The sequence below is a fragment of the Ruegeria sp. THAF33 genome (assembly GCF_009363615.1).
Classification (GTDB): Bacteria; Pseudomonadota; Alphaproteobacteria; order Rhodobacterales; family Rhodobacteraceae; genus Ruegeria.
On sequence record NZ_CP045385.1, the window covers coordinates 466,729 to 492,913 of the forward strand.

The 26,185-nt window shown below is 58.2% G+C and carries 23 protein-coding genes; 11 read left to right on the top strand and 12 right to left on the bottom strand.

All coding sequences use genetic code 11. From position 1 onward, the window contains the following. Positions 1 to 281: 281 nt before the first annotated feature. The 3 genes from FIU92_RS19315 to FIU92_RS19325 form a co-directional block, all read right to left on the bottom strand. On the bottom strand, positions 282 to 1,712 hold the full coding sequence (locus FIU92_RS19315; RefSeq protein WP_152460343.1) for an NAD-dependent succinate-semialdehyde dehydrogenase: 1,431 nt from the start codon (positions 1,710 to 1,712) through the stop codon (positions 282 to 284). Positions 1,713 to 1,793: 81 nt separating this feature from the next. Next, positions 1,794 to 2,759, bottom strand: a complete 966-nt coding sequence (locus FIU92_RS19320; protein ID WP_152460344.1) for a LysR substrate-binding domain-containing protein — start codon at positions 2,757 to 2,759, stop codon at positions 1,794 to 1,796. Positions 2,760 to 2,761: 2 nt separating this feature from the next. Further along, entirely contained in the window at positions 2,762 to 3,535 is a 774-nt protein-coding gene (locus tag FIU92_RS19325; RefSeq protein ID WP_152460345.1) for an aspartate dehydrogenase, read from the bottom strand. A 146-nt stretch (positions 3,536 to 3,681) separates the two neighbouring features. On the opposite strand from FIU92_RS19325, the gene FIU92_RS19330 reads away from it, so the two are divergent. The 8 genes from FIU92_RS19330 (at position 3,682) to FIU92_RS19365 (ending at position 12,697) form a co-directional block, all read left to right on the top strand. Beyond that, a complete protein-coding gene (locus FIU92_RS19330) occupies positions 3,682 to 4,635 on the top strand; it encodes a dihydrodipicolinate synthase family protein (protein WP_152460346.1) in 954 nt (317 codons plus the stop codon). A 105-nt stretch (positions 4,636 to 4,740) separates the two neighbouring features. Next, positions 4,741 to 5,283 carry a 3-hydroxyanthranilate 3,4-dioxygenase gene (locus tag FIU92_RS19335; protein ID WP_152460347.1) on the top strand — a complete coding sequence of 181 codons (543 nt, stop codon included), beginning with the start codon at positions 4,741 to 4,743 and terminating at the stop codon, positions 5,281 to 5,283. Positions 5,284 to 5,306: 23 nt separating this feature from the next. Further along, positions 5,307 to 6,281 carry a TRAP transporter substrate-binding protein gene (locus FIU92_RS19340; RefSeq protein WP_152460348.1) on the top strand — a complete coding sequence of 325 codons (975 nt, stop codon included), beginning with the start codon at positions 5,307 to 5,309 and terminating at the stop codon, positions 6,279 to 6,281. Positions 6,282 to 6,344: 63 nt separating this feature from the next. Then, positions 6,345 to 6,878 (top strand): TRAP transporter small permease, encoded by a 534-nt coding sequence (locus FIU92_RS19345; RefSeq protein WP_152460349.1) that lies wholly within the window; start codon positions 6,345 to 6,347, stop codon positions 6,876 to 6,878. Next, a complete protein-coding gene (locus FIU92_RS19350) occupies positions 6,875 to 8,134 on the top strand; it encodes a TRAP transporter large permease (RefSeq protein ID WP_152460350.1) in 1,260 nt (419 codons plus the stop codon). Before FIU92_RS19345 ends, FIU92_RS19350 begins: the two co-directional genes overlap by 4 nt. Positions 8,135 to 8,255: 121 nt before the next feature. Beyond that, positions 8,256 to 8,804: a thioredoxin family protein gene (locus FIU92_RS19355; RefSeq protein ID WP_152460351.1), complete on the top strand. Its 549-nt coding sequence runs from the start codon at positions 8,256 to 8,258 to the stop codon at positions 8,802 to 8,804. 3 nt (positions 8,805 to 8,807) lie between these two features. Beyond that, positions 8,808 to 9,185, top strand: coding sequence for a VOC family protein (locus FIU92_RS19360; RefSeq protein ID WP_152460352.1), 378 nt, complete (start codon positions 8,808 to 8,810; stop codon positions 9,183 to 9,185). Positions 9,186 to 9,328: 143 nt separating this feature from the next. After that, positions 9,329 to 12,697 (top strand): AAA family ATPase, encoded by a 3,369-nt coding sequence (locus FIU92_RS19365; RefSeq protein ID WP_152460353.1) that lies wholly within the window; start codon positions 9,329 to 9,331, stop codon positions 12,695 to 12,697. Between the two features lie 85 nt (positions 12,698 to 12,782). Here the strand turns inward: FIU92_RS19365 and FIU92_RS19370 are convergent, their stop codons facing one another. Next, positions 12,783 to 13,790: a D-cysteine desulfhydrase family protein gene (locus tag FIU92_RS19370; RefSeq protein WP_152460354.1), complete on the bottom strand. Its 1,008-nt coding sequence runs from the start codon at positions 13,788 to 13,790 to the stop codon at positions 12,783 to 12,785. A gap of 205 nt (positions 13,791 to 13,995) precedes the next feature. Further along, positions 13,996 to 14,688 carry a Crp/Fnr family transcriptional regulator gene (locus tag FIU92_RS19375; protein WP_152460355.1) on the bottom strand — a complete coding sequence of 231 codons (693 nt, stop codon included), beginning with the start codon at positions 14,686 to 14,688 and terminating at the stop codon, positions 13,996 to 13,998. Between the two features lie 187 nt (positions 14,689 to 14,875). Here FIU92_RS19375 and hemA point away from each other — a divergent pair, with 187 nt between their 5' ends. After that, a complete protein-coding gene (hemA, locus tag FIU92_RS19380; RefSeq protein WP_152460356.1) occupies positions 14,876 to 16,099 on the top strand; it encodes a 5-aminolevulinate synthase in 1,224 nt (407 codons plus the stop codon). Between the two features lie 54 nt (positions 16,100 to 16,153). Here hemA and FIU92_RS19385 read toward each other — a convergent pair whose 3' ends face one another. The 6 genes from FIU92_RS19385 to FIU92_RS19410 are packed head-to-tail and all read right to left on the bottom strand — an operon-like array spanning position 16,154 to position 21,573. Beyond that, positions 16,154 to 16,444, bottom strand: a complete 291-nt coding sequence (locus FIU92_RS19385) for a cytochrome C oxidase subunit IV family protein (protein ID WP_152460357.1) — start codon at positions 16,442 to 16,444, stop codon at positions 16,154 to 16,156. Between the two features lie 4 nt (positions 16,445 to 16,448). Beyond that, positions 16,449 to 16,997, bottom strand: coding sequence for a cytochrome c oxidase subunit 3 (locus FIU92_RS19390; RefSeq protein WP_152460358.1), 549 nt, complete (start codon positions 16,995 to 16,997; stop codon positions 16,449 to 16,451). Then, a complete protein-coding gene (locus FIU92_RS19395) occupies positions 16,994 to 18,916 on the bottom strand; it encodes a nitric oxide reductase activation protein NorD (RefSeq protein WP_152460359.1) in 1,923 nt (640 codons plus the stop codon). The genes FIU92_RS19390 and FIU92_RS19395 overlap by 4 nt, the downstream gene beginning before the upstream one ends. Before the next feature lie 8 nt (positions 18,917 to 18,924). Further along, positions 18,925 to 19,734 carry a CbbQ/NirQ/NorQ/GpvN family protein gene (locus tag FIU92_RS19400; RefSeq protein WP_371419757.1) on the bottom strand — a complete coding sequence of 270 codons (810 nt, stop codon included), beginning with the start codon at positions 19,732 to 19,734 and terminating at the stop codon, positions 18,925 to 18,927. 5 nt (positions 19,735 to 19,739) lie between these two features. Further along, positions 19,740 to 21,107 (bottom strand): cbb3-type cytochrome c oxidase subunit I, encoded by a 1,368-nt coding sequence (locus tag FIU92_RS19405; protein ID WP_152460361.1) that lies wholly within the window; start codon positions 21,105 to 21,107, stop codon positions 19,740 to 19,742. A 16-nt stretch (positions 21,108 to 21,123) separates the two neighbouring features. Beyond that, a complete protein-coding gene (locus FIU92_RS19410; RefSeq protein ID WP_152460362.1) occupies positions 21,124 to 21,573 on the bottom strand; it encodes a cytochrome c in 450 nt (149 codons plus the stop codon). Positions 21,574 to 21,840: 267 nt separating this feature from the next. Between FIU92_RS19410 and FIU92_RS23055 the strand changes: the two genes are divergently transcribed. Beyond that, the gene (locus FIU92_RS23055) at positions 21,841 to 22,953 is read left to right on the top strand and encodes a Hint domain-containing protein (protein ID WP_254705384.1); all 1,113 of its coding nucleotides are present in this window, start codon (positions 21,841 to 21,843) and stop codon (positions 22,951 to 22,953) included. Positions 22,954 to 22,971: 18 nt separating this feature from the next. Here the strand turns inward: FIU92_RS23055 and FIU92_RS19420 are convergent, their stop codons facing one another. After that, positions 22,972 to 24,168 carry an NnrS family protein gene (locus tag FIU92_RS19420; protein WP_152460363.1) on the bottom strand — a complete coding sequence of 399 codons (1,197 nt, stop codon included), beginning with the start codon at positions 24,166 to 24,168 and terminating at the stop codon, positions 22,972 to 22,974. A gap of 245 nt (positions 24,169 to 24,413) precedes the next feature. Here FIU92_RS19420 and FIU92_RS19425 point away from each other — a divergent pair, with 245 nt between their 5' ends. Beyond that, positions 24,414 to 26,090, top strand: coding sequence for a cytochrome D1 domain-containing protein (locus FIU92_RS19425; protein ID WP_152460364.1), 1,677 nt, complete (start codon positions 24,414 to 24,416; stop codon positions 26,088 to 26,090). Positions 26,091 to 26,185: the final 95 nt, after the last annotated feature.

Consider the following 26,185-nt stretch of genomic DNA (forward strand, 5'->3'; position numbering starts at 1 on the left):
CGAAACGCTGATCATCACCGGCAAAAGGACGCGATGGTTTTGTCGCACAGTCCGGCCAGAAATTCCCGGCCAATGGACAGCAAGGCGGGTTTACTGTCATTGACATAGGTCATGATCCGCGTTCGGGCGCCCCATCAGAAAGGGCGCATTGCCGCCTCTGTCGGTTCCGCAGGTATTGAAATCGCAACCGCAGCGCTGCACTGGCCCTTTGGTCGGTTTCGAAAGGAAAAAGGCCAGCTTGGTCGTGAAAAAGTCGACAAGTGCAGGTGTCGGGGTCTTTTTCAGCAGATCTCGGCCGAATGCCAGACGTTTTTGACCGTCATGTAATTCTCAAGGCCTTCGGTTCCGCCTTCCCGACCATAGCCACTGGATTTCACGCCCCCAAAGGGCGTTTCCGGCATCGATGCTTCAAGCGTGTTGATCGACAAATTACCGACCTCGACCTCGTCAATCAGACGGTCGATGTAATCCGCCCGATTGGTGAAAGCGTACCCCGCCAGCCCGTATGGAACTGAATTCGCTAGATCGACCGCCTCATCCAGCGAAGCAACCGGGTTGATCACCGCAACCGGTCCAAACGGCTCTTCGCGCATGATCCGCGCCCCTTTAGGAACGTTCAATAACACCGTGGGTTCAAAGAAATATCCCCGCTCACCAAGCCGCGATCCCCCTGTGGCAAGCGTTGCCCCTTGTGCCACTGCGTCTTCAACCAGCTCTGACAAGGCGGGCACGCGCCGGTCGTTGGCCGTTGGGCCCATTTCAACGGTTGCGTCAAGCCCATTGCCGACAACCGTGGCTTTGGCCCTAGCAACAAACCCGGCCGCATAGGCGTCAAAAATACTCTCATGCGCGAAGAAACGGGTTGGCGAAGTGCAGACCTGACCGGCATTGCGCATTTTGCGGACCGCGCCTGAAACGGCCGCCGATTGCACATCCGTATCTTCGCAAACGATGACCGGCGCGTGGCCGCCCAGCTCCATGAGCACTCGGGTGTCGTGCCGGGCCGCCAAAATGGTCAAATGACGCCCGACGGTTGTCGATCCGGTGAAGGCCACCAGGCGAACGGGGTCCTGCGGGATCAGATGGCCGGATATCTCGGATGGTTCACCGAAAACCAAATTCAGAACCCCTGCTGGCAGACCGGCATCTTCGAACGCTTTTGCTATGTGCAAAGCGCCGGCAGGCGTTTCTTCTGCCGCTTTCAGGATCACCGAACAGCCCGAGGCCAAAGCACCGGCGATTTTCCGGGCAGGTTGGCTCATGGGGAAGTTCCATGGCGAAAATGCCGCGACAACGCCGACAGGCTGGTGATGAACTGCAAATTTGTGACCCTGCGCCGCCGGAATGATCCGCCCATAGGTCCGCATCGCCTCGCCCGCATCCCATTCAAAGAACTCGGCGCCGCGAATGACCTCCAGCCGGGCCTGCTTCAGAGGCTTGCCATGTTCCAGAGTAATGGAATGCGCGATTTCTTCCTGCCGCTGACGCATGAGGGCTGCCGCCCGCAGGATCGTATCCGCGCGTTCCCGCGGCGATGTGCGGCGCCACAGTCGAAAGCCTTCGACGGCCGCTTGCAGCGCGTCGTCCAGGTCTTTCACCGATGCGCAAGGCAATCGACCGAGTTCTTCCTCGGTTGCCGGGTTGACAACCGGGATATCGCGCCCGGTTTTTCGCCACGTGCCGCCAATGAACAGCCTGAGCTCTGGATACATGAAACCGGCGCCTCCATTTGCCTTGATTTTTGATCGCGCGATGCCTCGCATGAGTTCAAGCGCATTGCGCGAATACGGATATCAAATTGGCGAATATCTGGTCTGTCTGCTCTGCGCCGCCCGATGCAGAGCCGTTTTGAAAGCGCGCCCCGCGGGCGACAGATCGTCGTCGGCACGGAAGGACACTCCAATCGGCCCCTGCCCAAAAGGAACCTCCCAGGCGAGCTGGGCAAGATGGTTGTTTTCGATATCCTGGACGACGACCTCGGCAGGCATAAGGCCTATCAGGTCGCGGGATTGCAGCAGCGCTCGGTTCGTCAGGTAGGACACGGATTCTATGGCGACCGGTGGCACATATTGCTGCTGGCCGACGAAAAAATGATCCGCCTGACGTCGCAACGTGGTCTCTTGCGGGGGAAGAATCCAGCCAAACGGCTTGGTTTGCGCAAAGGTCACGGCGTCCCGCCCCGCAAGCGGGTGTTTAGGGCCGACAATGGCCAATATCCGATCCCCGAACAGTTTTTCCTGTCGAATCTTGTCGCGATGCCGGTGCGACGGCAGGCGTCCTACAACCATGTCGATCTCACCCGACAGCAACCGGGGCATGAGCACCTCGTTGGTCCCTTCGCTGATCTTGACTGCAACGTTCGGGCGGTCTTTCAGCAGCAGTTCGATGGCGGCGGGTAGCAGGCTGGTTGACGCCGCAAGCAGTGTTCCCACCACGACACGGCCGGAATTTCCTTCGTTCAGATCGTCCAGTTCCTGCGCGGCATTCGACACCTGCGCAAATATCAGCTTCCCGTGACGTATGAGAGTTTCGCCAAAAACCGTTGGCACGACGCCTCGGTTGGTGCGCGTGAACAGCTTGACTTCGAAGTCCAGTTCAAGATCTTGAATCATCTTGGTTGCCGCTGGCTGAGATATTCCCAACTCACGCGCGGCATTCTGAATGTTTCCATGCGCACCCACGGCAACCAGCAAACGCAGCTGTCGCAGTTTCAGGCGGGTCAAGGCGCGGTCCACGATGCGAGAATGACGCCCCACCATGGCTACAGCACAATCGGCTTGCTAAGCTGATCCAGCTTGGACAGCACGCTCATGGCCGCAAGCGCCGAGCTTCGCGGGTTGTCGGGCAGCGCGGTGCCGCTGATCCGGAACTGAAACGTGCCGAAATCGCCTTCGGCCTCGACCTCGTGAATGTTCTTGTGGATCGTCGGATCGGCGATCAGACGAACCTGTGTGCTATCGAACCCCACACCCGCCAAGGCGACGGCGGCGGCGACATTTGCGTTCTTGGGGTAAGCCAGCGCCGCCTCGCGCGCGGAACCCTGAAAATGGGTTTCAGCCGCGGTGATATTGCCGAGGTCAAGACTGTGTTCGGCAAGGGATCCCTTCCATCCCGCCGGCGGCTTGCGCCCCACATATGTGACGGATTTGAGCGGCCCGACCGCTGCGGCGCCGAGACAGTCCAGCCCGCCTATGGCACCGCTTGCCAGATGCAGCCGCGCCCCACCCTTTCGCGCGGCCCTGTCCAGCCGGTCACTGACCTGCTGATCCGCAAGCGCACCGGCAGAGACACTGATGATATCCAGCCCTCGCGCCAGAATGTCCGGACCCAACCCGGCCAATGCCTCGTGCCCCGCGCAATCCAGAACCAATTCGATTCCGGCCGGCAGGTCATCAACCGAACCAACTGACTTGGGCGATTTTGGATCAACGCGGTGCGGTCTGACCAGAATGGCTGCCAACTCATGCCCATGTTCTGGCAACATGCGCTGCACAAACTGCGCGATTGCGCCGGTTCCGATGACTGCGATCTTCATGTCTGGACCCTAGACCAGCATTGAAAAAATCTGAATTGGTAAGTTGGTGGTATATTTTTTTCTGATATCCATTTCCCTGAAATGGCACTGGACCGAACCGCCTGGTGTGTTTTGTTCCTGTTGAAGCCACGGGGACCACGTTGGAAATGAAATACTCAAAACACGACGCAAAGGCCTATGCCCGCGAACATATGACTGGGATATGGGCAGCGGCACTGAACCCGTTCAATGATGACCTGTCTCTTGATGAATCGGGTCTGCGCGCCAACATCCGCCATTGGATCGATGATCTGGACATCCAGGGCCTTTTCGTCGCCGGCAAACAGGGCGAGTTCTTTTCGATGAGCATCGAAGAGCGCAAGCGCAATTTCGAAATTGCCGTTGACGAATGCGCAGGCAAAGCCGGTGTAATCGTCTCGGTCTCGGACCAGAACATGAATACGGCCTTGGACCTGGCGCATCACGCCCAGAATTGCGGTGCGGATTACATCGTACTGCACGCGCCGGTTCTGAGCTTTGTGCAGGATCGCGGAGAGGTTTTGTACCAGTACTACAAGCGTTTTTGTGACGAACTGGATATCGGCATCGCCATGTGGAGCCATCCTGACAGCGGCTATTTGATGCAACCTGAAGAATGCGCCCGCATTGCGGATTTGCCGAATATCGTAGCCATTAAGTATTCGGTTCCGCGTGAGATGTACGTGAAGCTGACCCATATGGTGGGCGACAGGATCCATGTCTCGACCTCGGCTGAACATGAGTGGCTGGACAACATATTGGAACTGGACTGGAAGCTCTATCTCTGCTCGTCCCCGCCCTATCAGCTGCAAAGCAAGGTCGATCAGCGGATGAACGAATACACGCGTCTGGCCTTTGTGGGAAAGGCCGATGAAGCGCGACGTGTCTTTGACAGTCTGAACCCTGTCCGCGACGCGATGAAACGCGCGCGTCCTGCGGGCAAACCCACTGCATTCGGAAAGTACTGGCAAGAGTTGCTGGGTCAGGTCGGTGGCCGTGTACGTCCGCCGATGCTGGAACTGACCGATGCGGAAAAAGCGATCATTCGCAAAGCATTTGATGAAAGCGGGCTGCGCGTCTGAGCTGAGTAAGGCCCGGCAGTATAAGGAAATCGGATAGCGAGATGCTGATAATTTCTTTGCGGTCATGAAAAAACGCGTCAAACTTTCCGGGATAGGGAGTGGGACATGTCAAAACTGAAAGCGTTCAACTTTAAGGCCTGGATCGACGAACACCGCCATCTGCTCAAGCCGCCCGTAGGGAATCGTCAGGTTTGGGAAGACGCCGATCTGATGGTCACCGTTGTGGGCGGCCCGAACAAGCGAACCGATTACCACGACGACCCGGTGGAAGAATTCTTCTACCAGCTCGAAGGCGACATGGTGTTGAAAATCTATGACGGAGAGGAGTTCTATGATGTTCCGATCCGTGAGGGCGAGGTTTTTCTGCTGCCTCCGCATGTACGCCATTCGCCACAGCGCCCTCAGGAAGGCTCGATCGGGCTTGTGATTGAACCCAAGCGCCAGACCGGAGAGCTGGACGCCATCGAATGGTATTGCTTTGAATGCGGATCACTGGTGCATCGAGCGGAAATGCAGCTAAAGTCCATCGTTGATGACCTGCCTCCGGTTTATCAGAAGTTCTATGCCTCGGAACAAGACCGCACCTGCCCCAATTGTCAGGCTGTGCACCCGGGAAAGGAACCGCCCGAGGGCTGGGTCACGTTGTAAAACAAGATCAAACAGGGGAAGTAATGAGACATTTTGCAAAAATCGCCGCCTCTGCGGCTGCGTTGGCACTGTCGTCCGTGGCCGCTCACGCCGAAGAGTTTCGGTTGGGTCTGATCACGCCTCCACCGCATATCTGGACCAAAGCCGCCGAAGCGTTTGGGGCCGAGTTGAATGAGGCCAGTGGTGGCGCTCATTCGGTATCTGTTTTCCCGGCTCGCCAGTTGGGGAACGAGGCCGAAATGCTGCAACAATTGCAGACCGGCGCGTTGGACATGGCCTTCATGACGGTGGCCGAGGTTTCCAACCGCGCGCCCGAGTTGGGGGCGTTCTATGCGCCCTATCTGGCAGATGACATCGGGCACGCGGGGCGCATCCTGCGATCTGATACGGCCAAATCCATGCTGGAACCCTTGCCGGGGCAGGTTGGTGTCGTTGGGCTGGGATATGGGATGGCCGGATTGCGCCAGATCGTCAGCCGGGGCGAGGTTTCCTCCGCCGAAGATCTGTCGGGCCTGAAACTTCGGATCACGCCCTTCACACCGATTCTGGATTTCTACAACGCGGTGGGTGCGGCACCCACGCCCATGCCCTTGCCTGCCGTCTATGATGCGCTGGCCAATGGTCAGGTCGACGCCATCGACATGGACGCCGAGCTGATCTGGGTTCTGAAATATTACGAACACGCCGACACGATCGTGCAGTCGGATCACATGATGTTCCCGATGGTCGGGCTGGTATCGGCCAAGGTCTGGGCTGGTTTGTCCGAAGAAGACCGCGCGATGATCGCGGAACTCATGGCCAAGCATGTCGACAGCACCATTGATGCCTACGTTGAAAACGATGCCAAATGGCTGGAGCAGATCGAGGGCACTGGCAAAGCCTACAAAAAGGTTGATGCCTCGTTCTTTGGCGACGCGATCGAAGAGTGGAACGGGATCTGGTCCCAGAAAACCTCTTCCCTTGACGCTTTGCGGCAGACTGCGGCAGAAACAAAATAACGAAAACGGCATGACGAAAGGGGCGCAGCTCGATCCTGCGCCCTTTTTCACGGGAGAACAGCGATGTTGTATCGGCTGTCGGCAGGCTTGGCGCGGGTCGAGTTGTGGTGCGCTGCCTTTCTGGCAGTCTGCATTACGGTTCTGATTTTGTTGAATGTCGTGACGCGAACGGCGGGCAACGCCCTGTTCTGGGTTGATGAGCTGGCGATCTACGCGATGGTGTGGATGACCTTTCTGGGCGCGTCTTCCGCATTGCACCATCGCAGCTCGGTGTCGATCTCCATCGTTTCCGACAACGTGCCCGAACGCGCGAAACGATTGATCCGCAAGGGTGTGGACGTGGTCGTGTTTGCTTTTTCCCTTGCGATGCTGTGGTTCTGCTGGCGCTGGTTCCTTCCGCTGGACATCGCCAGCAGCGGATTTGACGTGGCGGCGTTTCAAGGTCAGACATTCAATTTCATCTACGCCGAGCCAACGCTGACCCTGGGCCTGCCAAAGTACCTGTTCTGGTTGGTGATGTGGCTTTTCGCACTGGGCGCGACGCTGCATTCCACCATGCATCTGCTGAGCCCCCCGGGCAAAGGGGCACAGCCATGAGCCCCATCGTCTTTCTGGCCACTCTACTTCTGTCCGTGCCCGTGGCGATCGTGCTGGCGATCACGGCCATCTGGTACATCTGGGAAAGCGGCAACACGGTTCTTTATGACAGCTTCGCGCAGAAAATGTTCGGCGGTCTTGAGAATTACGGCCTGCTGGCAATCCCTCTGTTCATGTTGACCGGAGAATTGATGAACGAAGGCGGCATGACCCGGCGCCTTGTCGCGCTGGCCCGGGTATTTGTCGGCGGGTTTCGTGGCGGGCTGGCCTATATCAACTTGCTGGCAAACATGTTCATGGCGGCCATCATCGGGTCTGCGACGGCGCAGATCGCGGTGATGTCGCGCGCCATGGTCCCCGCGATGGAGGAGGAGGGCTATGACAAGGGTTTCGCCGCTGCCACGACGGCCGCGGGCGGGCTGCTGGCTCCGGTCATCCCGCCGTCGATGATGTTTGTCATCTTCGGTGTTCTGGCTCAGATCCCGATTGGTGACATGTTCATTGCAGGAATCCTGCCCGGTTTGATCCTTGCCGGGGCTTTTGCATCGGTCATCACACTGATCGGGTGGTGGCAGAACTTTCCGAAAGGGCATTGGATGACGCGTGCCGAAGCCGTCCAGGCCTTGATCAGCGCGGCCCCTGCCCTGCTGATCCCGATGTCGATCATAGGCGGCATTCTGTTCGGGATCGCCACACCGACCGAATCCGCCGCAATCGCGTCCCTGATCGCGTTTCTGGTGGGCTGGTTGGTCTACGGGGACCTGAAGCCGAGCAACCTGGCACAGATGTTCAAACGCACGGCGGCCAACGCGTCGATGATCCTGTTCATGATCGCGGCCGCCAGTGTGTTCGGCTGGGTCATCATCTATGAGGAAATACCTCAGCAACTGGCTGGGTTGATCACCTCGGTCACCTCGGACCCGTTCGTGTTCCTGCTGATCGTGAACCTTGCGCTTTTGCTGGTTGGAATGGTGATCGATGGCATCGCCGCGATCATCCTGATCACTCCGATCCTGCTGCCGATTGCAACCGGTTCATATGATATCAGCCCTTATCAGTTCGGCATTGTTGCCTGCCTGAACCTTGTGCTTGGGCTGCTGACGCCCCCGGTCGGGATCGGATTGTACATCGCCTCATCCATGAGCGGCACATCGCCCGGTTCAATCCTGAAATCGCTTTGGCCTTTCCTGATCGCAGTAACTTTGGTGTTGCTTCTGCTCAGCTATTACCCAAGCCTGTCAACGCTGCTGATCTGAACCAGATACGTTTGCAGGCGCATTCCGTCGCAGACATGACGCCGGGAATCTCGCTCTACTTAACGGCGCCCGTCAGCTAAGCTGGTCTGAACATGCCAATTGGTCACAAAAAAGGACAATCATGCTGCTCGACACTCCGATCTGCGATTTCGGTTGGAACGCCCCGGACTTCACGCTCAAAGACCCGAACGGTCGGGCCTTCAAGATGTCCGATCACCTGCAAAACGGGTTGCTGATCGCCTTCATCTGCAATCATTGCCCCTATGTCAAAACGATAACGGACCGGCTTGCCCAAGACACGGACCTGCTGATGTCCAAGGGGATCGGCGTGTTGGCGGTCATGTCGAACGACTATCGCGATTACGCCGAAGATTCGCCGCAGAACATGTTGGAATTTGCACGGCAGAACGGCTTCAACTTTCCATATCTCGTGGACGAGGATCAATCCGTAGGAAAGGCTTATGGTGCTGTCTGCACTCCGGATTTCTTCGGTTTGAATGCGGATGGAAAGTTGCAGTACCGGGGCCGTCTGGACAATCTGGGCCGCGGCCAGACTGGCAAGCGCGAACCAGAATTGGTCAATGCGATGCTGCAAATTGCCGAGACCGGGCAAGGCCCCCAAGATCAGACACCCTCAATGGGATGTTCGATCAAATGGACCCGAGGCTAGGCCATGGGGATCACGTCACTGGATCATGTCAATCTGCGCACCACGCGTTTGGACGAGATGATCGAATGGTACTGCAACGTGCTGGGGATGCGGGTCGGGCCACGCCCACCCTTCCCCTTTCCCGGAGCCTGGCTTTATGTCGAAGAAAACGCCTTCGTGCATCTGGTCGGTGTCGAAGCCGAGGCCACGGGTTCGGACGCAGACCTGAAGCTTGAGCATTTCGCTTTTTCGGCGACAGGGTTAGATCGGTTCGAAGCGCATCTCAAAACAAATGGCGTCTCCTATCGCCGTGTGGAACTGACGGCAATCGACACCGTTCAGTTGAACGTCTGGGATCCGGACGGCAATCACATTCACATCGATTTTCGGACCGGCGAATAGAGATGGCAGGATCCAATACCGTTTCGTGCATGGAAATTTCCTCACCCTCAAATTGAACACTTGACCGGAATTCGCGGGTCGTCCTTGATAGAGGGGTGTTTTCCCGGACTGTGCCCGGGGCTGGTCCTTTCAACCAGAGGGAAATGGGGAATGCTTGGATCGGCCTGGTCGCGGCCATGCATGGTGGTCAAATGGCTGACATAGATGAATGGCTGATCCGAAACGGCTTGTCCAAATATGTCGATGCCTTTTCCCGGCACGAGGTCGAACTGGGTGATCTGCCGGAACTGAGCGACGATGACCTTGTCACGATCGGCCTGCCCCTTGGACCCAGGCGCCGCTTTCTGAAAGCCATACGGGATGAAATCGGGCGGCCTGCGGGATCACATCGCGCGCATCAGGAACCCAACATCATTGCAGAGCGCAGACAGCTGACGGTCATGTTCATCGATCTTGTTGGATCGACGGCGATATCGCAAAAGCTGGATCCTGAAGATCTGGCCGAGGTTCTGAGGCTGTTCAAAGAGACCTGCGCCGCTGCGGTCGCCGCTTTTGACGGGCATATCGCCAGTTACTATGGCGACGGCATCATGGTGTTTTTTGGCTTTCCGCATGCGCATGAAGACGACCCGGAACGCGCCATTCATGCAGGTCTTAGGATCGTTCGCGAAATTCCGGAAATCCGCACACATGCACATCTTGAAGTCCGCATAGGGATCGCGACCGGCCTGGTTGTCGTCGGTGACCTGCGGGGAGAGAAGATGTTCGAGGATGGCACCGCCATGGGCGAGACCCCGAACCTTGCCGCACGGCTTCAATCGATGGCTGATCCTGGGACAATGATCGTCGCGCCGACGACACGGGAGTTGGCGGGTGATGCGTTCGAATATGTGCGCCGTGGCACGTTTCAATTGAAAGGCTTTGCCAAAGAGGTCGAAGCCTGGCAGGTCACCGGCACGCGCCAGACTCTCAGCCGTTTTCTTGCGGCAGACGACGCCCGGATGAGTTCATTGGTCGGGCGCGCGCAGGAGCATGAAACCCTTCAAAGCAAGTGGAAGCTGGTCCGTCAGGGTCAAGGTCAGGTGGTGCTGGTCTCGGGCGAGGCGGGCATAGGAAAATCCAGGCTGATCGAAGAGCTTCGCCGCACGATCCCGGACGCAAAACACCGACAGCTTCGATTTCAGTGTTCGCCCTTTCATGACGCAAGCGCGTTGTACCCGATCATTCGCCAGCTTGAAAACGCGGCCGAACTGCGGGCCGGTGACAGTGCGGACGAAAAATTGAACAAGATCCACGGCGTTCTGGGCGTTCCTTCTGAAGGGTCACTGAAACTGGCTGCGGCACTGTTGTCGGTCCCGTTTGAAGACAGGCTTGGCCCGCTGGACTTGACCCCTGAGCAGATCATGAAGCAGACGCTGGACATGCTGGTCAATCATGTGATCGGCCTCGCGCAGGAAACCCCCACCCTGTTGCTGTTTGAAGATGCACATTGGATCGATCCAACGACAAAGACTCTGCTTGATCAGCTTGTAACCCGGATAGAGGACGCGCGCCTGCTGATGGTCATGAGCTATCGGACAGGCTTTGATCCGGACTGGCCACAATCGCACAACCTGATGCACGTCGCGCTTCAACAACTGGATTTCGCGCAAGTCAAAGAGATCGTGAACGATGTTGCCAAGGGCAAGACCGTCCCGGGCGAAGTTCACCGTCTGATTGCCGCCAGATCCAACGGTGTCCCGCTGTTCGTAGAAGAGGTGACGAAGGATCTGCTGGAATCCGATCTTCTGACCGAACGCGCCGACGCCTATACGATCGACCGGTCCACGCCATCACCCACGGTGCCGAAAACACTGCATGACGCGTTGATGGCTCGTCTTGATCGACTGAGCTCGGCCAAGGAAGTGGCACAGATCGGCGCTGTCATTGGCCCGCAATTCTCTTATCCGATGATTGCAAGCGTGTCCCGCTTTGATGAACGGGCGTTACGTTCCGGTCTGGATTTGCTGGTGGATGCCGGGATCGTGATTGTTTCAGAGTCAGAGCCCGAGGAAACGTTCAGTTACCGTCACGCTCTCATTCGCGACACCGCTTACAACAGCCTGCTGAAACGCGAGAGGCGAACGCTGCATGCGCGTGTGGTCCAAGCACTGAACTCTGCCTCGTTGCACGAAAACTCTGCCGGTCCGGAAATTCTGGCTCATCACTACACGATGGCAGATATGCCGGACCAAGCGATAGAACACTGGTATCTGGCCGGACAACGTGCCGTGGAACGCTCGGCCGGGATTGAAGCAGCCACTCAGCTGGGGCGTGCGTTGGCGTTGCTTGAACAGCAGGAAGACTCGGTTGACCGCGACCGCATGGAAACCAAGATCCAGACATTGCGGGCCGGCGTTCTACGCTCGACCGCTGGCATCGCGGCCGATGAAACGGGGGCAGTGTATGCCCGGATCCGCGACCTGTGCAATCGGCTGGGTGAAACCGAACAATTGTTCCCAGTGCTCAATGGTCTCTATGCGTATCATCTGGTCCGCGGCGAATACGACCTTGCCAAGGACGTCGCGGCGCAGTTGCTGGACCTGTCCAAGCTGACCGACGAAACGCATCACATAATGATTGCCCACCGGGCCATGGGTGCCGTCTTGTTGCATATCGGACAGCAGGACGCCGCCTATGCACATCTGCGACAAGCGTTGCGCTTGTATGATCCTCAGCAGCACAGCCGTCTTGCCTATGTCTACGGCACGGATCATGCCGCCATTACATCCTGCTTCCTGAGCATGACGGTCTGGTTGCGCGGAGAACCCGACCGCGCGCTCAAGATCCAGCATCAGGCGATCTCGGCGGCGCAGAAACTCAATCACGCTCATAGCCTGGCACAGACCCTGACATATCTGTGTATGCTGCACCTGTTGCGGCGTGAACCTGAACAGGTTTACGACGTTGCCGCGCGCCTGGAGGAACTGGCGACCAAACACACCTTCCCCTTCATGACACTGACGGCGAATGTCTGGCGGTGTTGGGCGGACGCGCAGATCAAGCCAGGCCCGGAAACGATCCGAGCAATGCGCGAGGCGTCCGAAGCCTGGTGGGCCAGCGGGGCCGGAAACTACAAGCCGGTGTTCCTGACGGCCCTTGCCGAAGCGTCATTGAAGGCGAACGACCCGAAGGCGGCTCAGCGCCTGCTGGACGAAGCCCGCGCGCAGCAGGTTCTGACCAATGAAGCCTGGGCTCAGCCCGAGACGGATCGGATACAGGCGTTGGTGCGGTCCATGGACACTGCCGCAGATGATCTGTTCACGGAGGCTCTGGAAACCGCACGCGAACAGCAGGCAAGAATGTTCGAACTGCGCACAGCGGTGGATTACGTGCAAACTTGCGACCGCTTTGGCTGCTCGCCGGCCTCGCCGCCTGATCTTGGAAAGATTCTGGCTATGATCGTTGGCGGCGCGCAGACCCGCGATGTCGCGCGGGCCATGTCTTTGCTCAATCAGTCGAAAGTGTCGTAGGGTACTTACCCGGCCAGTTCGGCGGGCAACACCTTTCCGTTCATCCTGTCGCCCCGCAGGACCACAGGCGCAAAGCTTCGCTGCGTCAACTTGGTTGCAACTCGTCCTGGTATCCGAACAACGCAGGTTGACCACCCGTGTGCAGCAGAACAACTTTCTGACCTTTTTTGATGATGCCTTGTTCAACCAGTCCAAGAAGCCCTGCAAAGGTTTTGGCGGAATAAACTGGGTCAAGAAAGATGCCCTCGGAGCGCGCCATCAGGGTCAACGCCTCGCGGGTTGATCGCCCAATCCGTCCATATCCAGGTGCCAGGGCGCCGTCCCAGGTACAGATGTCTTCCATGACCAAAGCAGGGTCGAAACCCATCATGGTTGCCAATCGCCCCAGGACGTTTTGCAGTCGCGCGTGCTGCTGGTTTTGATCGCGACGCACGCATATGCCGTAGACAGGCGCAGTCTGTCCGACCAAACGCAATCCGGCCAGGAACCCACCATGGGTTGCCCCGCTTCCCGACGGCACCACTGCGGCGTCGAAATCGCTGATCTGAGTATGCAACTCGGCCGCCCCCGCCACATAGCCCAATGCCCCCAGCGGAGGGTGATCTATGCCCAGATGGATTACGTATGGCTTCCGACCCATAGCAACCAATTCGTCGGCGCGTTCGTGAAGAGCGCCGTCCGCGCCCGCCTCGTCCTCACCCGTGGGATAGCCAATATGTTCCGCCCCCAGAAGCTGTGCCAGAAGAACATTCCCGGATCGATGGTAGTACTCTCCCATATTCGCCACGCGGTCTTCCAATTGAAGAACGGATGACATTCCCAGCTTTGCCGCCGCAGCTGCCGCAGTGCGCACGAAATTGGATTGCACGGCACCTGTGATCAGGATGGTGTCCGCCAGCTGCCTCAGCGCCTCGCCCATATAAAATTCCAGCTGGCGGGTCTTGTTTCCGCCGAAGCTGAGCCCGGTCAGGTCGTCGCGCTTGATCCACAGATCCAGCCCCAATTGGTCAGAAAGACGCTCAAGCCGTTCGACCGGGGTGACCGATGTCATCAACCTTGCGCGGGGATAGTTTGAAAGCGCTGCGTCTATCATGGACCAGGTGCCCCTTCATTTTCATGCAAAAGACTCGTGCCGATGGATGGCACTGCTGATCAGGATAGTGAGGTTTAGGAAAGCGTGGAAGACAGCCGGTCACGCGCAAAAGCGCCCGACTGAAGCCCCCATTGGAGCTGCCAGTTTCGGATAACGGGTTTTCCGTGAAATTGCAGCGCCGAAGGGTCCGGCCGCCGGTGATCAATCACCTCTCGCTGGTGTCGCTTTCGGCGTAGTTGCGCAAATCGTCCATGTCAGCGATATCCGCGTGGTTCCTGTTGATCTTGACGCCAACGGGTTTCAACCGCGAAAACGCGCGGCTCAGGCTTTCGGGCTTCATCCCAAGACGTCCGGCGATCAGCATCTTGTCGTAAGGCAGTTCCACCTCGCAGCGACCGGAATCGCGATCGCACAGGTTCAACAGAAACTCTGCAACGCGTTGCGCCCCGGTTTGCGCCTTCAGTTGCTCCAGCTGCGCCACCAGAGCATGCAGATGCGTGAACGTCGCAGCCAGAATTGAAACGCCGATTTCCGGGTCTTCCTTCATCAGGGACAGCAGCACCGGGCTGGGAATATGCATCACTTCACAGGCTGAGACGGCTTCGGCGGACACGGGATACGGCACGTTGCGCAGCGCAACGGCCTCACCAAAGCTTTCTCCGCGGGTGAAAACGCTCACCACCGCTTCCGCCCCGGTCGGAGAGATCCGGAACAGCTTGACCCAACCCGCCAGCACGACGTGCACGGCCTTGGCTTCTTCCTCTTGCAGAAAGATCGTCTCGCCACGGTCATATTGCCGCCAAATCGCTTGCCGCAGCAAAGTATCCACATGCTGATCCGGCAGGCTGCGCAGAAGCAGAGACTGCCGCGCAATCGCCTTTTGTGCCTCGTGTGACATGAAGGCACTCCCTTCTTCATCCAGTCCGGGCGATGGCCCGGGATATCATCCCCAATGCCCTGCTATGCCAAAGCCGGCGTGGCAGTGCCAGTCTTTTTCTTGCCGATCAACTTGACAATTGTCATGTCACGGGGCCCGTCGCTGCCCTAGGGTCGGTTCACAGCCAGTTATCCGGGGAGCATGTCAGATGGATTTCGAGCGATTTTTCAGCCAGAGCCTCGACGCTTTGAAAGATGAAGGGAACTATCGGGTTTTCATCGACTTGCAGCGACGTTGCGGAGCCTTCCCGAACGCACGTCAGACCGATGGTTCGATCCGGCGGGATGTGCGTATCTGGTGCTCGAATGACTACCTTGGTATGGGGCAACACCCTGCGGTCATCAACGCCATGCACGATGCGCTGGAGCGTTGTGGCGCCGGTGCGGGCGGAACGCGCAACATCTCGGGCACTACGCATGACCACGTGCTGCTTGAGGCAGAGTTGGCAGATCTCCATGGCAAAGAGGCCGCTTTGCTGTTCACCTCGGGCTATGTATCAAACTGGGCCGCTCTGGGAACGCTGGCTGCGAAGATCCCCGGTCTGATCGTTTTCTCTGACGCGCTGAACCATGCCTCGATGATCGAAGGCATCCGCCACTCACGGGCGCAGAAGGTGATATGGAAACATAATGACCTTGTGGATCTGGAGGCCAAACTGGCCGCCGCCGACCCTGACGCGCCCAAGATGATCGCCTTTGAATCCGTCTATTCCATGGATGGTGATATCGCGCCGATCAAGGAAATCTGCGACCTGGCCGATAGATACGGCGCGATGACCTATCTGGACGAAGTTCACGCCGTCGGCCTCTATGGCCCGCGCGGCGGTGGCATTGCCGAGCGTGAGGGCCTGATGGATCGCCTGACCGTGATCGAAGGCACGCTGGGCAAGGCCTTCGGCGTGGTCGGCGGCTACATCGCAGCCTCGGCCGCGCTGTGCGATTTCGTTCGCAGCTTTGCCAGCGGCTTCATCTTCACCACGGCCCTGCCACCTTCGATCGCGGCCGGTGCTGCCGCATCTATCCGGCATCTGAAGCAGTCAAGCGCCGAGCGTGATCTGCAAAAGGCCCGTGTGGATCAGGTGCGCGCCCGTCTGGATGCGGAAGGGATACCGCATCTGCCGAACCCCAGCCATATCATCCCGGTGATGGTGGGCGACCCGGTGAAGTGCAAGTTCATCTCGGATACGCTTCTTGAAGAATTCGGCATCTACATTCAGCCGATCAACTATCCCACTGTCCCCAAGGGCACCGAACGTTTGCGGATCACGCCGTCCCCGGTCCACACAGATGAGGATATCAATCATCTGGTTGGTGCCTTGTCGGCGCTCTGGCAGCGTTGTCAGATCGCGCGGATCCCACAGGCCGCTCAGTAATCAAGGCCCCCTTTGATTGATCTATGCCGCCTCTCGGGGCGGCATTTTTTTGCCTCAGACCAGATAGAGCGCAAAAATCACAACGGAAAATCCCGTCAACACCATGGTGAACCCACGCAGCCAGCTTTGGCTGCTCTCCAAATCCAGGTAGTGTTTCAGGATCACGCGGGCCTTGATCAGCGCCAACAACAGGATACCGCCAGCAATGATCGCGGTTGGTGCCCCAATCAAGGTCAGCAGCGCGGATCCCACGCTGAGGGCCAAGAGCGCAAGCCAAGCCTGGGTCAGAGGGTTCGGCGGCCCTTGGCGAGGTTCTTCTTTGGTCAAAGATGAAGGTTGGGCCATCTGACTATCCCAACAGATAGATCATTGGAAACAGCATGATCCAGACCAGGTCCACCATGTGCCAAAACTGTGCGCCCGCTTCGACGCTAGTGGGGTCGTCGCGCCAGGCCACCAGCAACAGAATTCCAACCCCGGCGAGGACATGCGCGGCATGAAAGCCGGTCAACATATAGTAGAACAGAAAGAATGGATGCGTTTCGTATCCTATCCCCTGAGACGCCTTGTCGGCATATTCCGCACCCTTGATGATCAGGAACACGACACCCAGAAGCGCCGCAAGGATCAACGCCAATCGGGCCCGCAAACGTTGCATATTCCGCCGCCAATGCAGCGCCTGTGCGGCCAGATAGCCGGATGTCACCAATACCGCGGTGTTCAAGGCCGCACCCGTGCGATGCAGATGCGACTGCGCCTCGGCAAAACCTGCTGGATCGGTCAGACGTACCCCCATGAAAGCGATCATCCCCGCGCCAAAAACCAGCAGTTCCGAAATGATCAGAACCCACATCAGGAACTCGCCCGGCAATTCGTCGATCAGAGAAGCATCACTCATGCGCCGACCAACTGGCGATAGATCTGCGGCAGGGCCATGGTCAGGCGATGCGGATCTGGGATGACGGCGAAACCGCCCTGCCCGAACATGCGCGGAAACCAGCTTTTGCCGGTTTTATCGATGGTAACACCGAACACCGACTGTCCGGCCCGGCGCGCCTCGCGTATGGCCATGCAGGTATCTTCGATGCCGTGGCGCCCCTCGTAATGGTCCAGGTCGTTTGGCTTGCCGTCGGTGATAACCAGCAGCAATCGGCGCTTGCGGGACTGGCTGGCCAGATCTGAGGAACAGTGCCGGATTGCCGCGCCCAACCTTGTATAATGTCCGGGGCGCAGCGACGCGATGCGCTGTTCAACTTTGGTTCCCATCGGTTCGTCAAACCGTTTGCAACGCTGCATATAGACGCGCTGACGCTTGAGGGAGCTGAACGCATGAATGGCGAAATCGTCACCGCAAGCGTTCAGGCCCCAGGCCAAGGCCGCCAGCGCCTCGCGTTCGATATCGATCACGGCGCGGCCTGTGACCGCGCTTTCGGTGGATCGGCTGACATCCAGCAGGATCGACACCGCCAGATCGCGGGCCTCGGGGCGGGATTGCATCCAGACGCGTTCCGTCCCTTCACCATTTGCGCAGCGGTCAACCTGCGCCCGAACGGCGGCTTCCATGTCCAGCTGGTCACCGTCCAGATGGCCCCGGGTCATCACGCGCCCCGGCCGCAGCGCCTCGAATTGGCGCTTGACGGCGCGAATGCGGCGCGCAGTGGCCGGATCCTTGCCGAACTCGGCAGCATCGCCGCGGATATCGGCATCCGAAAGCAGAACGTTCACATGATCCGGCAGGTATTGACCTGTCCGCACGTCCCATTCGGGATATAGAATACGGCCTGACAGGCGTTCGCGGTTGACGTCTTCGGGCGCCAGATCAAGGTGAAGCTTCAACTTGGTAGGCGGCGCCTTGGAAATCTGGCCAAGACCGATCTCTTCCTGATCGTCAGCCGCCTTCTTGGCGTTGTCGGGATCGTCGTCATCGATGCGACGGTTGATATTCAGAAACTCGGCCCAACTGAGGATGGCTTCGAACTTGTGCAGAATGAAACTGTCGCTGCGCTCGGCCTGATCCGATTTGCGGCGCCGGGCACGGTGTGTCTTTTCGCCGGATTCCTCTGGCGGGCCTTCGGTATCGGGGTTTTCAACCTCGTTGTGTTCCGAGAACCCAACTGCCCGCAACTCCGGCCACAGGGGAACCGGACGCATCGGCTGATAGCCGCGCGGGGCGATCAGGTCGTCGTCAAGTGCCAGAAGGTGCTCGGCCTGATCCGACAGGGGCTTGGGATCGCCCAGCATATGACGGATCAGTTCTTCAACCGCGGCCTCGGCAGGCGGCAGGCTGGGGATGTCGCGCTGAAACAGCACGCCCTTGCACAGCTCGGTATACAGCGGACGCAAGCCAGGCGCATCGTCCAGAGTCGCCTCGACCATATGCCGGGCGGCGATCAAGGCACGCAGGTCGGCACGCAGTGGATCATCTTCGTCAATTCGGGTTCCGGCATGGGCGGCGGCGGCGGCCAACCAGACATAGAGCGCGCCGTTTGCCTCGCGTGCGGGGAATACGGCCAGACGGTCGGGCAGACGCAAAACCTCTCCGTCGAACGAGGCGCGCGGCATCAATTCCACTTCGGTTGCAAGTTTGCGGCGCCAACTCAGGCGGTGACGCGAAACCTCGGGTGAGACCGGGCGCAATTCAACGCCCGGACTACCCCCAAGCCCCCGAAAGAGGACTGCCAGCCGCCCCGCGACCTCGGAAAGGTCGACCGCGGCTCCAACATGCACCTGGGGTGCATCGAGGCGGCTGGCAAGGGTGTGCCACAGTTTCCCGATGGTTTCTTCGGGTTCCCATGGCTCAAAGTCGATCCTGACCATCGCCGGCCTCACCCAAAGACGGCGGTGACAAGATCGAGGAGCCCGCGTTTGATATCCTCATCATCGGTCAGAGGTTCGATCATGGCGGCAAGGATGGCGCGGTCAGTGGACATGCCCTGCGCGATCAGCGTCGCGGCATAGACGACCAGCCGGGTGGACACGCCTTCCTCGAGGTCCTGACCCTTGAGCCCGCGCAGCTTGCCCGCCAGCCGTACCAGCGGCTTGCAGCGTTCCAGCGGCAGGCCGCTTTCCTGCGCGACCACTTCGGCTTCCATCTGAGGTGAGGGAAAGTCGAATTCCAGCGAGATGAACCGCTGCCGGGTCGAGGGTTTGAGGGTCTTCAGGATATTCTGATAGCCGGGGTTGTAGGACGCCACCAGCATGAAACCGGGCGCGGCCTCAAGCTCTTCGCCGGTGCGGTCGATCGGCAGGATGCGCCGGTCGTCGGTCAGCGGGTGCAGTACGACAGTCACGTCCTTGCGGGCCTCGACCACCTCATCCAGATAGCAGATCGCGCCTTCGCGCACCGCGCGGGTCAGGGGGCCATCGACCCAGACGGTTTCTCCGCCTTTCAACAGGTAGCGGCCAATCAGGTCGGCGGCGGCCAGATCGTCGTGGCAAGCCACGGTATAAAGCGGGCGGCCAAGTTTCGCGGCCATATGGGCCACAAAGCGGGTCTTGCCGCAGCCCGTCGGGCCTTTCAGCAGAACCGGCAGGTCGTTTTTGTAAGCGGCGGTGAAGACATCGCATTCATCGCCCTGGGGCAGGTAGAAGGGGGCGTTTGCCGCCCCCTCTTTCAGGTTCATGGAGCCATCCATATCCATCACTCCGCAGGGGTTTCAGCTGCGCCGGGTTCGATGACCTCTTTGCGGGGAACCCAGATCGAATAGATGAACAGCAGCGCCCCAAGGACAACGACCAGACCAGAGCCAAGACGCATCCAGTAGAAGATCGCGATCTGGTCCTGTACGTCCATGAAGTAGTCTCCGACCACGCGCTGCATATGTGTCTGCACGGTGCCGCCGAAGGTCAACACGAAGGTCATGAAGACCATGCCGCTGGTCATCAGCCAGAACGAGCCCATGTTCAGAACCTGATTATAGGGATCACGGTTCTTCAGGATCGGCATCGCATAGCTAAAGATCGCAAGGTTGAGGCAGACATAGGCGCCGTAGAAGGCCAGGTGACCGTGGGCTGCGGTGATCTGCGTGCCGTGGGTATAGTAGTTCACCCCGTGCAGCGTGTGCAGAAAGCCCCAGACACCAGCACCGAAGAACGCCAGAGTGGCACAGCCCAGCGACCACAGCAACGCGGCCTTGTTGGGGTGGTCACGACGGCCCTTCCAGACCATGACGAAGGCAAAGGCCATCATCGCAAAGAACGGGATCACCTCGAGGCTCGAGAAGATCGAACCGATCCACTGCCAGTATGCAGGCGTACCGATCCAGTAATAGTGGTGACCCGTGCCAAGGATGCCCGAGAACAGCGCGGCGGCGACGATGACGTATAGCCATTTTTCGACCACCTCACGGTCCACACCGGTCAGCTTGAGCATCAGATAGGCCAGGATCGAGGCCATGATCAGTTCCCACACACCTTCGACCCACAGGTGGACGACATACCACCAGTATTGCTTGTCCAGCGACAGGTTGCCCGGGTTGTAGAAGGCGAACAGGAACAGCAGCGCCAGACCCCAAAGGCCCAGAAGCAGGATGTTGGTAATGGCTGTCTTCTTGCCTTTCAGAACGGTCATCGACACGTTGTAAAGGAAGATCAATGCAGCCACGACGATACCGGCCTTGACCCATTTGGGCTGTTCCAGGAACTCGCGCCCCTCTTTGCCCAGCAGCCAGTTGCCTTCGAACAGGTTGAAGACATAGGTGACGACCACGCCCAACGTGCCGACAACAAGGATGATCAGTTGTAGATAGGCAAGCTTGGGCGAGTGGATCTCGCGCTCGGCTTCTTCCGGGATCAGGAAGTAGGCCGCACCAAAGAAACCCAGGATCAGCCAGACGATCAGAGAGTTGGTGTGCAGCATCCGCACGATGTTGAACGGCAGAAGCTCACTCAGGAAATTGGGGAATACATAGATGAAACCGGCCAGAAGGCCGCCGATCACCTGTATCGCGAACAACGCCATGGCTACCGCAAAGTAGGCATAGGCGATTTTTTGGGATTCGTATTTCATTGTTTCGTTCCCTTTCTCAGCCTGCCTCGTTGGGCGGCCAGCCCTGCGCGTCGATGTTGTCCGTCCAGATCAGGAAGTTGGTCAGGTCACGGAGTTCTTCGTCGCTGAGGTTGAAATTGGGCATTTGCCGACGACCGGGAATGCCGGTCGGTTGTGCTTCCATCCAGCCCTTGAGGGATTCAAAGGCTGATTCCGGGTCGTCCAGCACGCCCCAGCGGGTCATCACGTTGCCGACTTCCGGAGCAAAGTAAGCCCCTTCACCCAGAATCGAATGACAGTTCACACACGCGTGTTTTTCCCAGACATGCTTGCCCCGGACCACACTGTCATCCAGCTTTGCGGCATTTTCGGAATTGACGATATACCAGTGGGAATGGGCCGAAAGGGCCAGAAAGATGAGAATGAAGAACAGTGACCCGCCATAAAAAATATTGCGGGCCATGCTCTTTGTCATGACGTCTCGCATTGCGCTCTCCTTTGCGCAGATTAGCTAGTGTCTGCAACATGACTGGCGGGACGCGGGAGTGCCTTAACGAAAGTCAAGACTTCTCAAGTATGCTCTGGAACGAGGTCAGATGCCTGACAAACAGCAAGAACCACGAAAAAGCCTGGGGTTCGCCTTGATATCTGAACCAATCGTGAGGAATGTCGCGTCGACATTTTAGTATAGCGGAGTTATCCAAGCGCTTGAGAGAACAAGTGTAAATTCTGTGTCAAAGAGTGATGGGTGAAAATGGCAAACTATTCCTATATCGGTTATACGCCCGGCGTAATCACGGTGAATACGATTGGGCCGGATACGGTTACATTGGATGTCAATTTTGATCCTGACACGGATCGTCGTTTGTTCAGCGTGACAGACGCAGCCGGTGGATTTATTCAAAACGGCGGCGGACCACCCATTGTCGATACTGGCGATGTTTTCAACGGTGACCGCTTCGACAACGAAGACGGCGATGATCTGACGCAGACCGGCACCATCACCACCCTTGATGGCTCGACCACCTTTCTTAGTGGCCCAATTTACCTGGAAGAATCCTATATTCTGTCCAAACCAGGCGGGGGTACGATAACTGTTTATCGTGTGGAAGTTGACGGAACTTTGGGTGGTTACATAACCTCTGAACCCCTTGTGCCCGGCACGACATACTCGATGAACATCGTGAATGTTACGCCGACCAATGCTCCTGACACAACTGATCCGACCACTATCATTGACGTGCCGTGCTTCGTAGCCGGAACGTTGATAATGACTCCAGAAGGTCCGAGGCCCATCGAGGATTTGAAGGTGGGTGACGCGGTCGTCACCGCCGACAACGGACCGCAACACATACGCTGGATCGGCACGCGACATCTGGACCAAGCGGCGCTTCGCGCCCGTCCCAGGCTGAAGCCCATCCGGATCGAGGCCGGTTCACTGGGCGATCACTTGCCCCAGCGTGATCTTTTCGTGTCACCGCAACACCGTATGCTGGTCCGGTCGCCGATTGCCGTCAGAATGTTCGACGCCGAAGAGGTTCTTGTTCCTGCTCACATTCTTGTCGGCGTGCCCGGCATTTCAATCGCTGATGACACCCGTGCTGTGACCTATGTCCATCTTTTGTTCGACCGTCACGAGATCATCTATGCGGAAGGCGCACCTTCCGAAAGCCTGCTCACCGGTGCGCAGGCCTTGTCCAGTGTTCACCCGGACGCACGGGCCGAAATTCTTGAACTGTTCCCTGAATTGGATCAGCGCAATTACGTTCCGCTGGCCGCACGACGGATACCGGAAAAAGGGAAACGCGCTCGTGCCTTGGTCCATCGGCATATCAAGAATGAGCGGCCTCTGATCGCTGAACGATAAGCGCCGCCCGAACAGGCGTCAGGTCTGTTGCACGGCGCGGGGGCCGGTCAGGGCAGGCCACATGGCAAACAGATACAGCCCCATTGCCGCGATCCAAAATCCATCCGCTGTCAGCATCGCCGTCATGTACCCTCCTGTCATGTCGGATCCCAGCCAACGCACAAGCGCTGCAACCGCCATCAAACCATAGGCAATCGCCATGGGCTTTGGCGCGACAAGGGGGCGACCGCTGTGGCCCAAGGCGGCGCGGCTCATTACGGCAAGGGTCATGCCACCAACGCAACCAATGCCCAGAACGTGGAGCGCGCCGATCTCATTTCCCATCCCGATGGCCGCCAACCCCCAGAGAATCAGACCCAGCGCCAGCATCCCGAGACCCAGATGCAGCGCGACCAGGATCGGTTGACGCAAGGCCCAGCCTGTTCTCCAACGCGCCATGCGCATCAGTTGAACACTGCCCATCACCAAGGCAACGGCCCCCGCAAAAGGCCCGACATCAAGTGCAAGCACAAGCAGGGGCAGCAACAGCGCCAGAATCATCGTCGCCCTGTCCAGCCTGGCCACGGATACCGGCCACGATGCTTCGGGTTGACCCGCTCTTTTCATGGCATTGCGTGTAAAAGCCGGCGTAATCCGGCCACCCAGGATCGCGATCATCGAACACAAGGTCAAAAGCCCGGCCCGGATACCGGTGTTCAGCGTATCCACCGTGACCCCCATCCATTCCAAATGAACCATAACGTTCGAGGCCAACATTAGAACCAGAAGATACAGAAACACCATATTCTGGGGCTTGGGCCGACGAACCAGTTGACTGGCAATCTTCAGCGCCAGAATGGGAACAAAGCTCAGGTCCACGAGTGCGACGAACAGGGGTGGCAACACTCCGGAAAACCAGACCGCCAGACGCCCGGCCATCCAGATCAATGCGACAAGCGTGATAAAGCGGGCCCGCGCCTCGGGCGCACCGGTCCAGTTCGGAACGGCGGTCAGAAAAAACCCCCCCAAGGCGGCCGTTGCATACCCGAAAATCATCTCATGCGCGTGCCACATCACCGGGGGCATCGCGTAACTCTGTTCCATGTAGGGCATCAGCCCGTCGAGCGACGCCAACCATACGCCCCACGCGACTCCTGCAAACATACCGTAAAGACCCGCCGAAAGAAAAAAGACCCGAAACCCTTCACTGAAAACACGCGCGATTACAGCTGTCATGCCTGCTCTCCATAGCTTTTCCCGCCGTTGAACAATGTGTAGTGCCCGCATGACCCGGCGCCCTTAACCAAAATCAAGACTGGGCTTAAACATGTGTGAGAAACACAAGATTTATTGGGGGTTTTGATCTGTGTTTTCTTTCCAAAGTGCTTTGTCTGCACCCTTGCCGTTGACTTTGGTCAAGGATGACATCCACGTGATGTTTCACTCTCGACACCGCCTCACCACGCATATGGAGAGTGATCATGTCACTTGGAATCAGCTACAACAAACCCGGCCGCGCCTTAGGGGTCGGATTGGCAATGTTGTTGGGCAGCGTCGCTGCTCCGACCTTCGCCGAAGAGCCAACTTTGAGCGAAGAAGCCTTTGAATCGTCTAAACAGCTCTATTTCGAACAATGCGCAGGCTGCCACGGCGTATTGCGCAAAGGGGCCACGGGTAAAAACCTGGAACCGCATTGGAAGAAGACCGCAGCCGACGGCACTGTAACCGAAGGCGGCACCTTGCAACTGGGGCAGGAACGCCTTGAAAAGATTATCGCCTGGGGAACCGAAGGCGGCATGAACAACTTCTCGGACATCATGACCGAGCAGGAAATCAAGGATATGGCGACCTACATCATGATGGAGCCGCCAAAACCACCTGAAATGTCGCTGGAACAGATGATGGCGACGCGTAAGGTCTATGTCGAAGAAGAGGACTATCCGACCGAGCCGCTGCACGGCCGCAACTGGGAAAACTTCTTTGTCGTCATCGAACGTGACGTAGGCAAGGTGGCCGTGATCGACGGCGACACCAAAGAGGTGCTGACCCACATCCCCACTGGCTACGCAGTGCACGTTCTGAAAGCGTCCGAACACCACAGCCTGACCGAGCCGGAACACCCCGGCCGCTTCTGGTACACAATGGGTCGCGACGGCAAGATGACCAAGATCGACCTTTGGCAGACGCCGGACAAAATGTTGGTATCCGAAGTCAAGATTGCATATGACGCCCGTGACGTCGCCGTTTCCGGCGATGGTAAATACGTCATCGGTGGTGGCTACTGGCCGCCGCACTTTGCTATCGTTGACGCGAAGACCATGGAACCGGTTAAGGTCGTATCGACACGCGGCGTGAACGTCGACGGTGAGTATGTGGAAGAAGCCCGTGTGGCAGCCATCTACACCACTCCGAATGAACCCACCTGGATCGTTGCAGTGAAAGAGCTGGGACAGTTGTGGCAAGTCGATTACACCGATCTGGACAACCTTCGGATCGACAAGATCGACAGCGCCAAGTTCCTGCATGACGGGTTCTTCGATCCGACAGGCCGGTATTTCCAGATCGCCGCAAACGCGTCGAACAAGATGGTGGTTGTCGATACCGAAACCCACAAGCTTGAGGCGATGATCGACACAGCCGCGCTGCCGCACCCTGGTCCGGGCGCCAACTGGGTCGACCCGAACTGTGGACCTGTGGCGGGCACAACCCACCTTGGTGTCGGCACCGTGACCGTTTGGGGCAACGATCCTGAAAACCGTCCAGATGACGCCTGGAAAGTCTGCTACGAAGTGGAAACCGACGGCCCCGGCCTGTTCGTCCGCACCCACCCGAACTCGGATTACATCTGGGCTGACCAGACCAAGCATCCGGAACCGGAAGTGCAGCAATCCGTGCAGGTCATTTCGAAAGAAACCGGCGAAATCGTGAAGACGATCCAGATCACTGAAGACGAAGGCAGCGCCGCAGTTCACTTCGAATTCAACGCTGACGGTACCGAGGTATGGGTTTCCAAGTGGAACCTGTCAGACTCGAAGGAACCCAATGGTCAGATCGTGATCTTCGACGCGAAGACGCTGGAAGAAATCGGCCGCATCGATGGGCTTTATGCCCCGACCGGCAAGTTCAACGTCTACAACCGGTCGAACCACGTCACCTGACGAGGTCAGGACGACCACAGGAAAGGGCGGGCCCCTCGCCCGCCCTTTCCCTGTTTGAGTCATCAGCCAAACTCACCGGCCTGCCACCAAGGGCC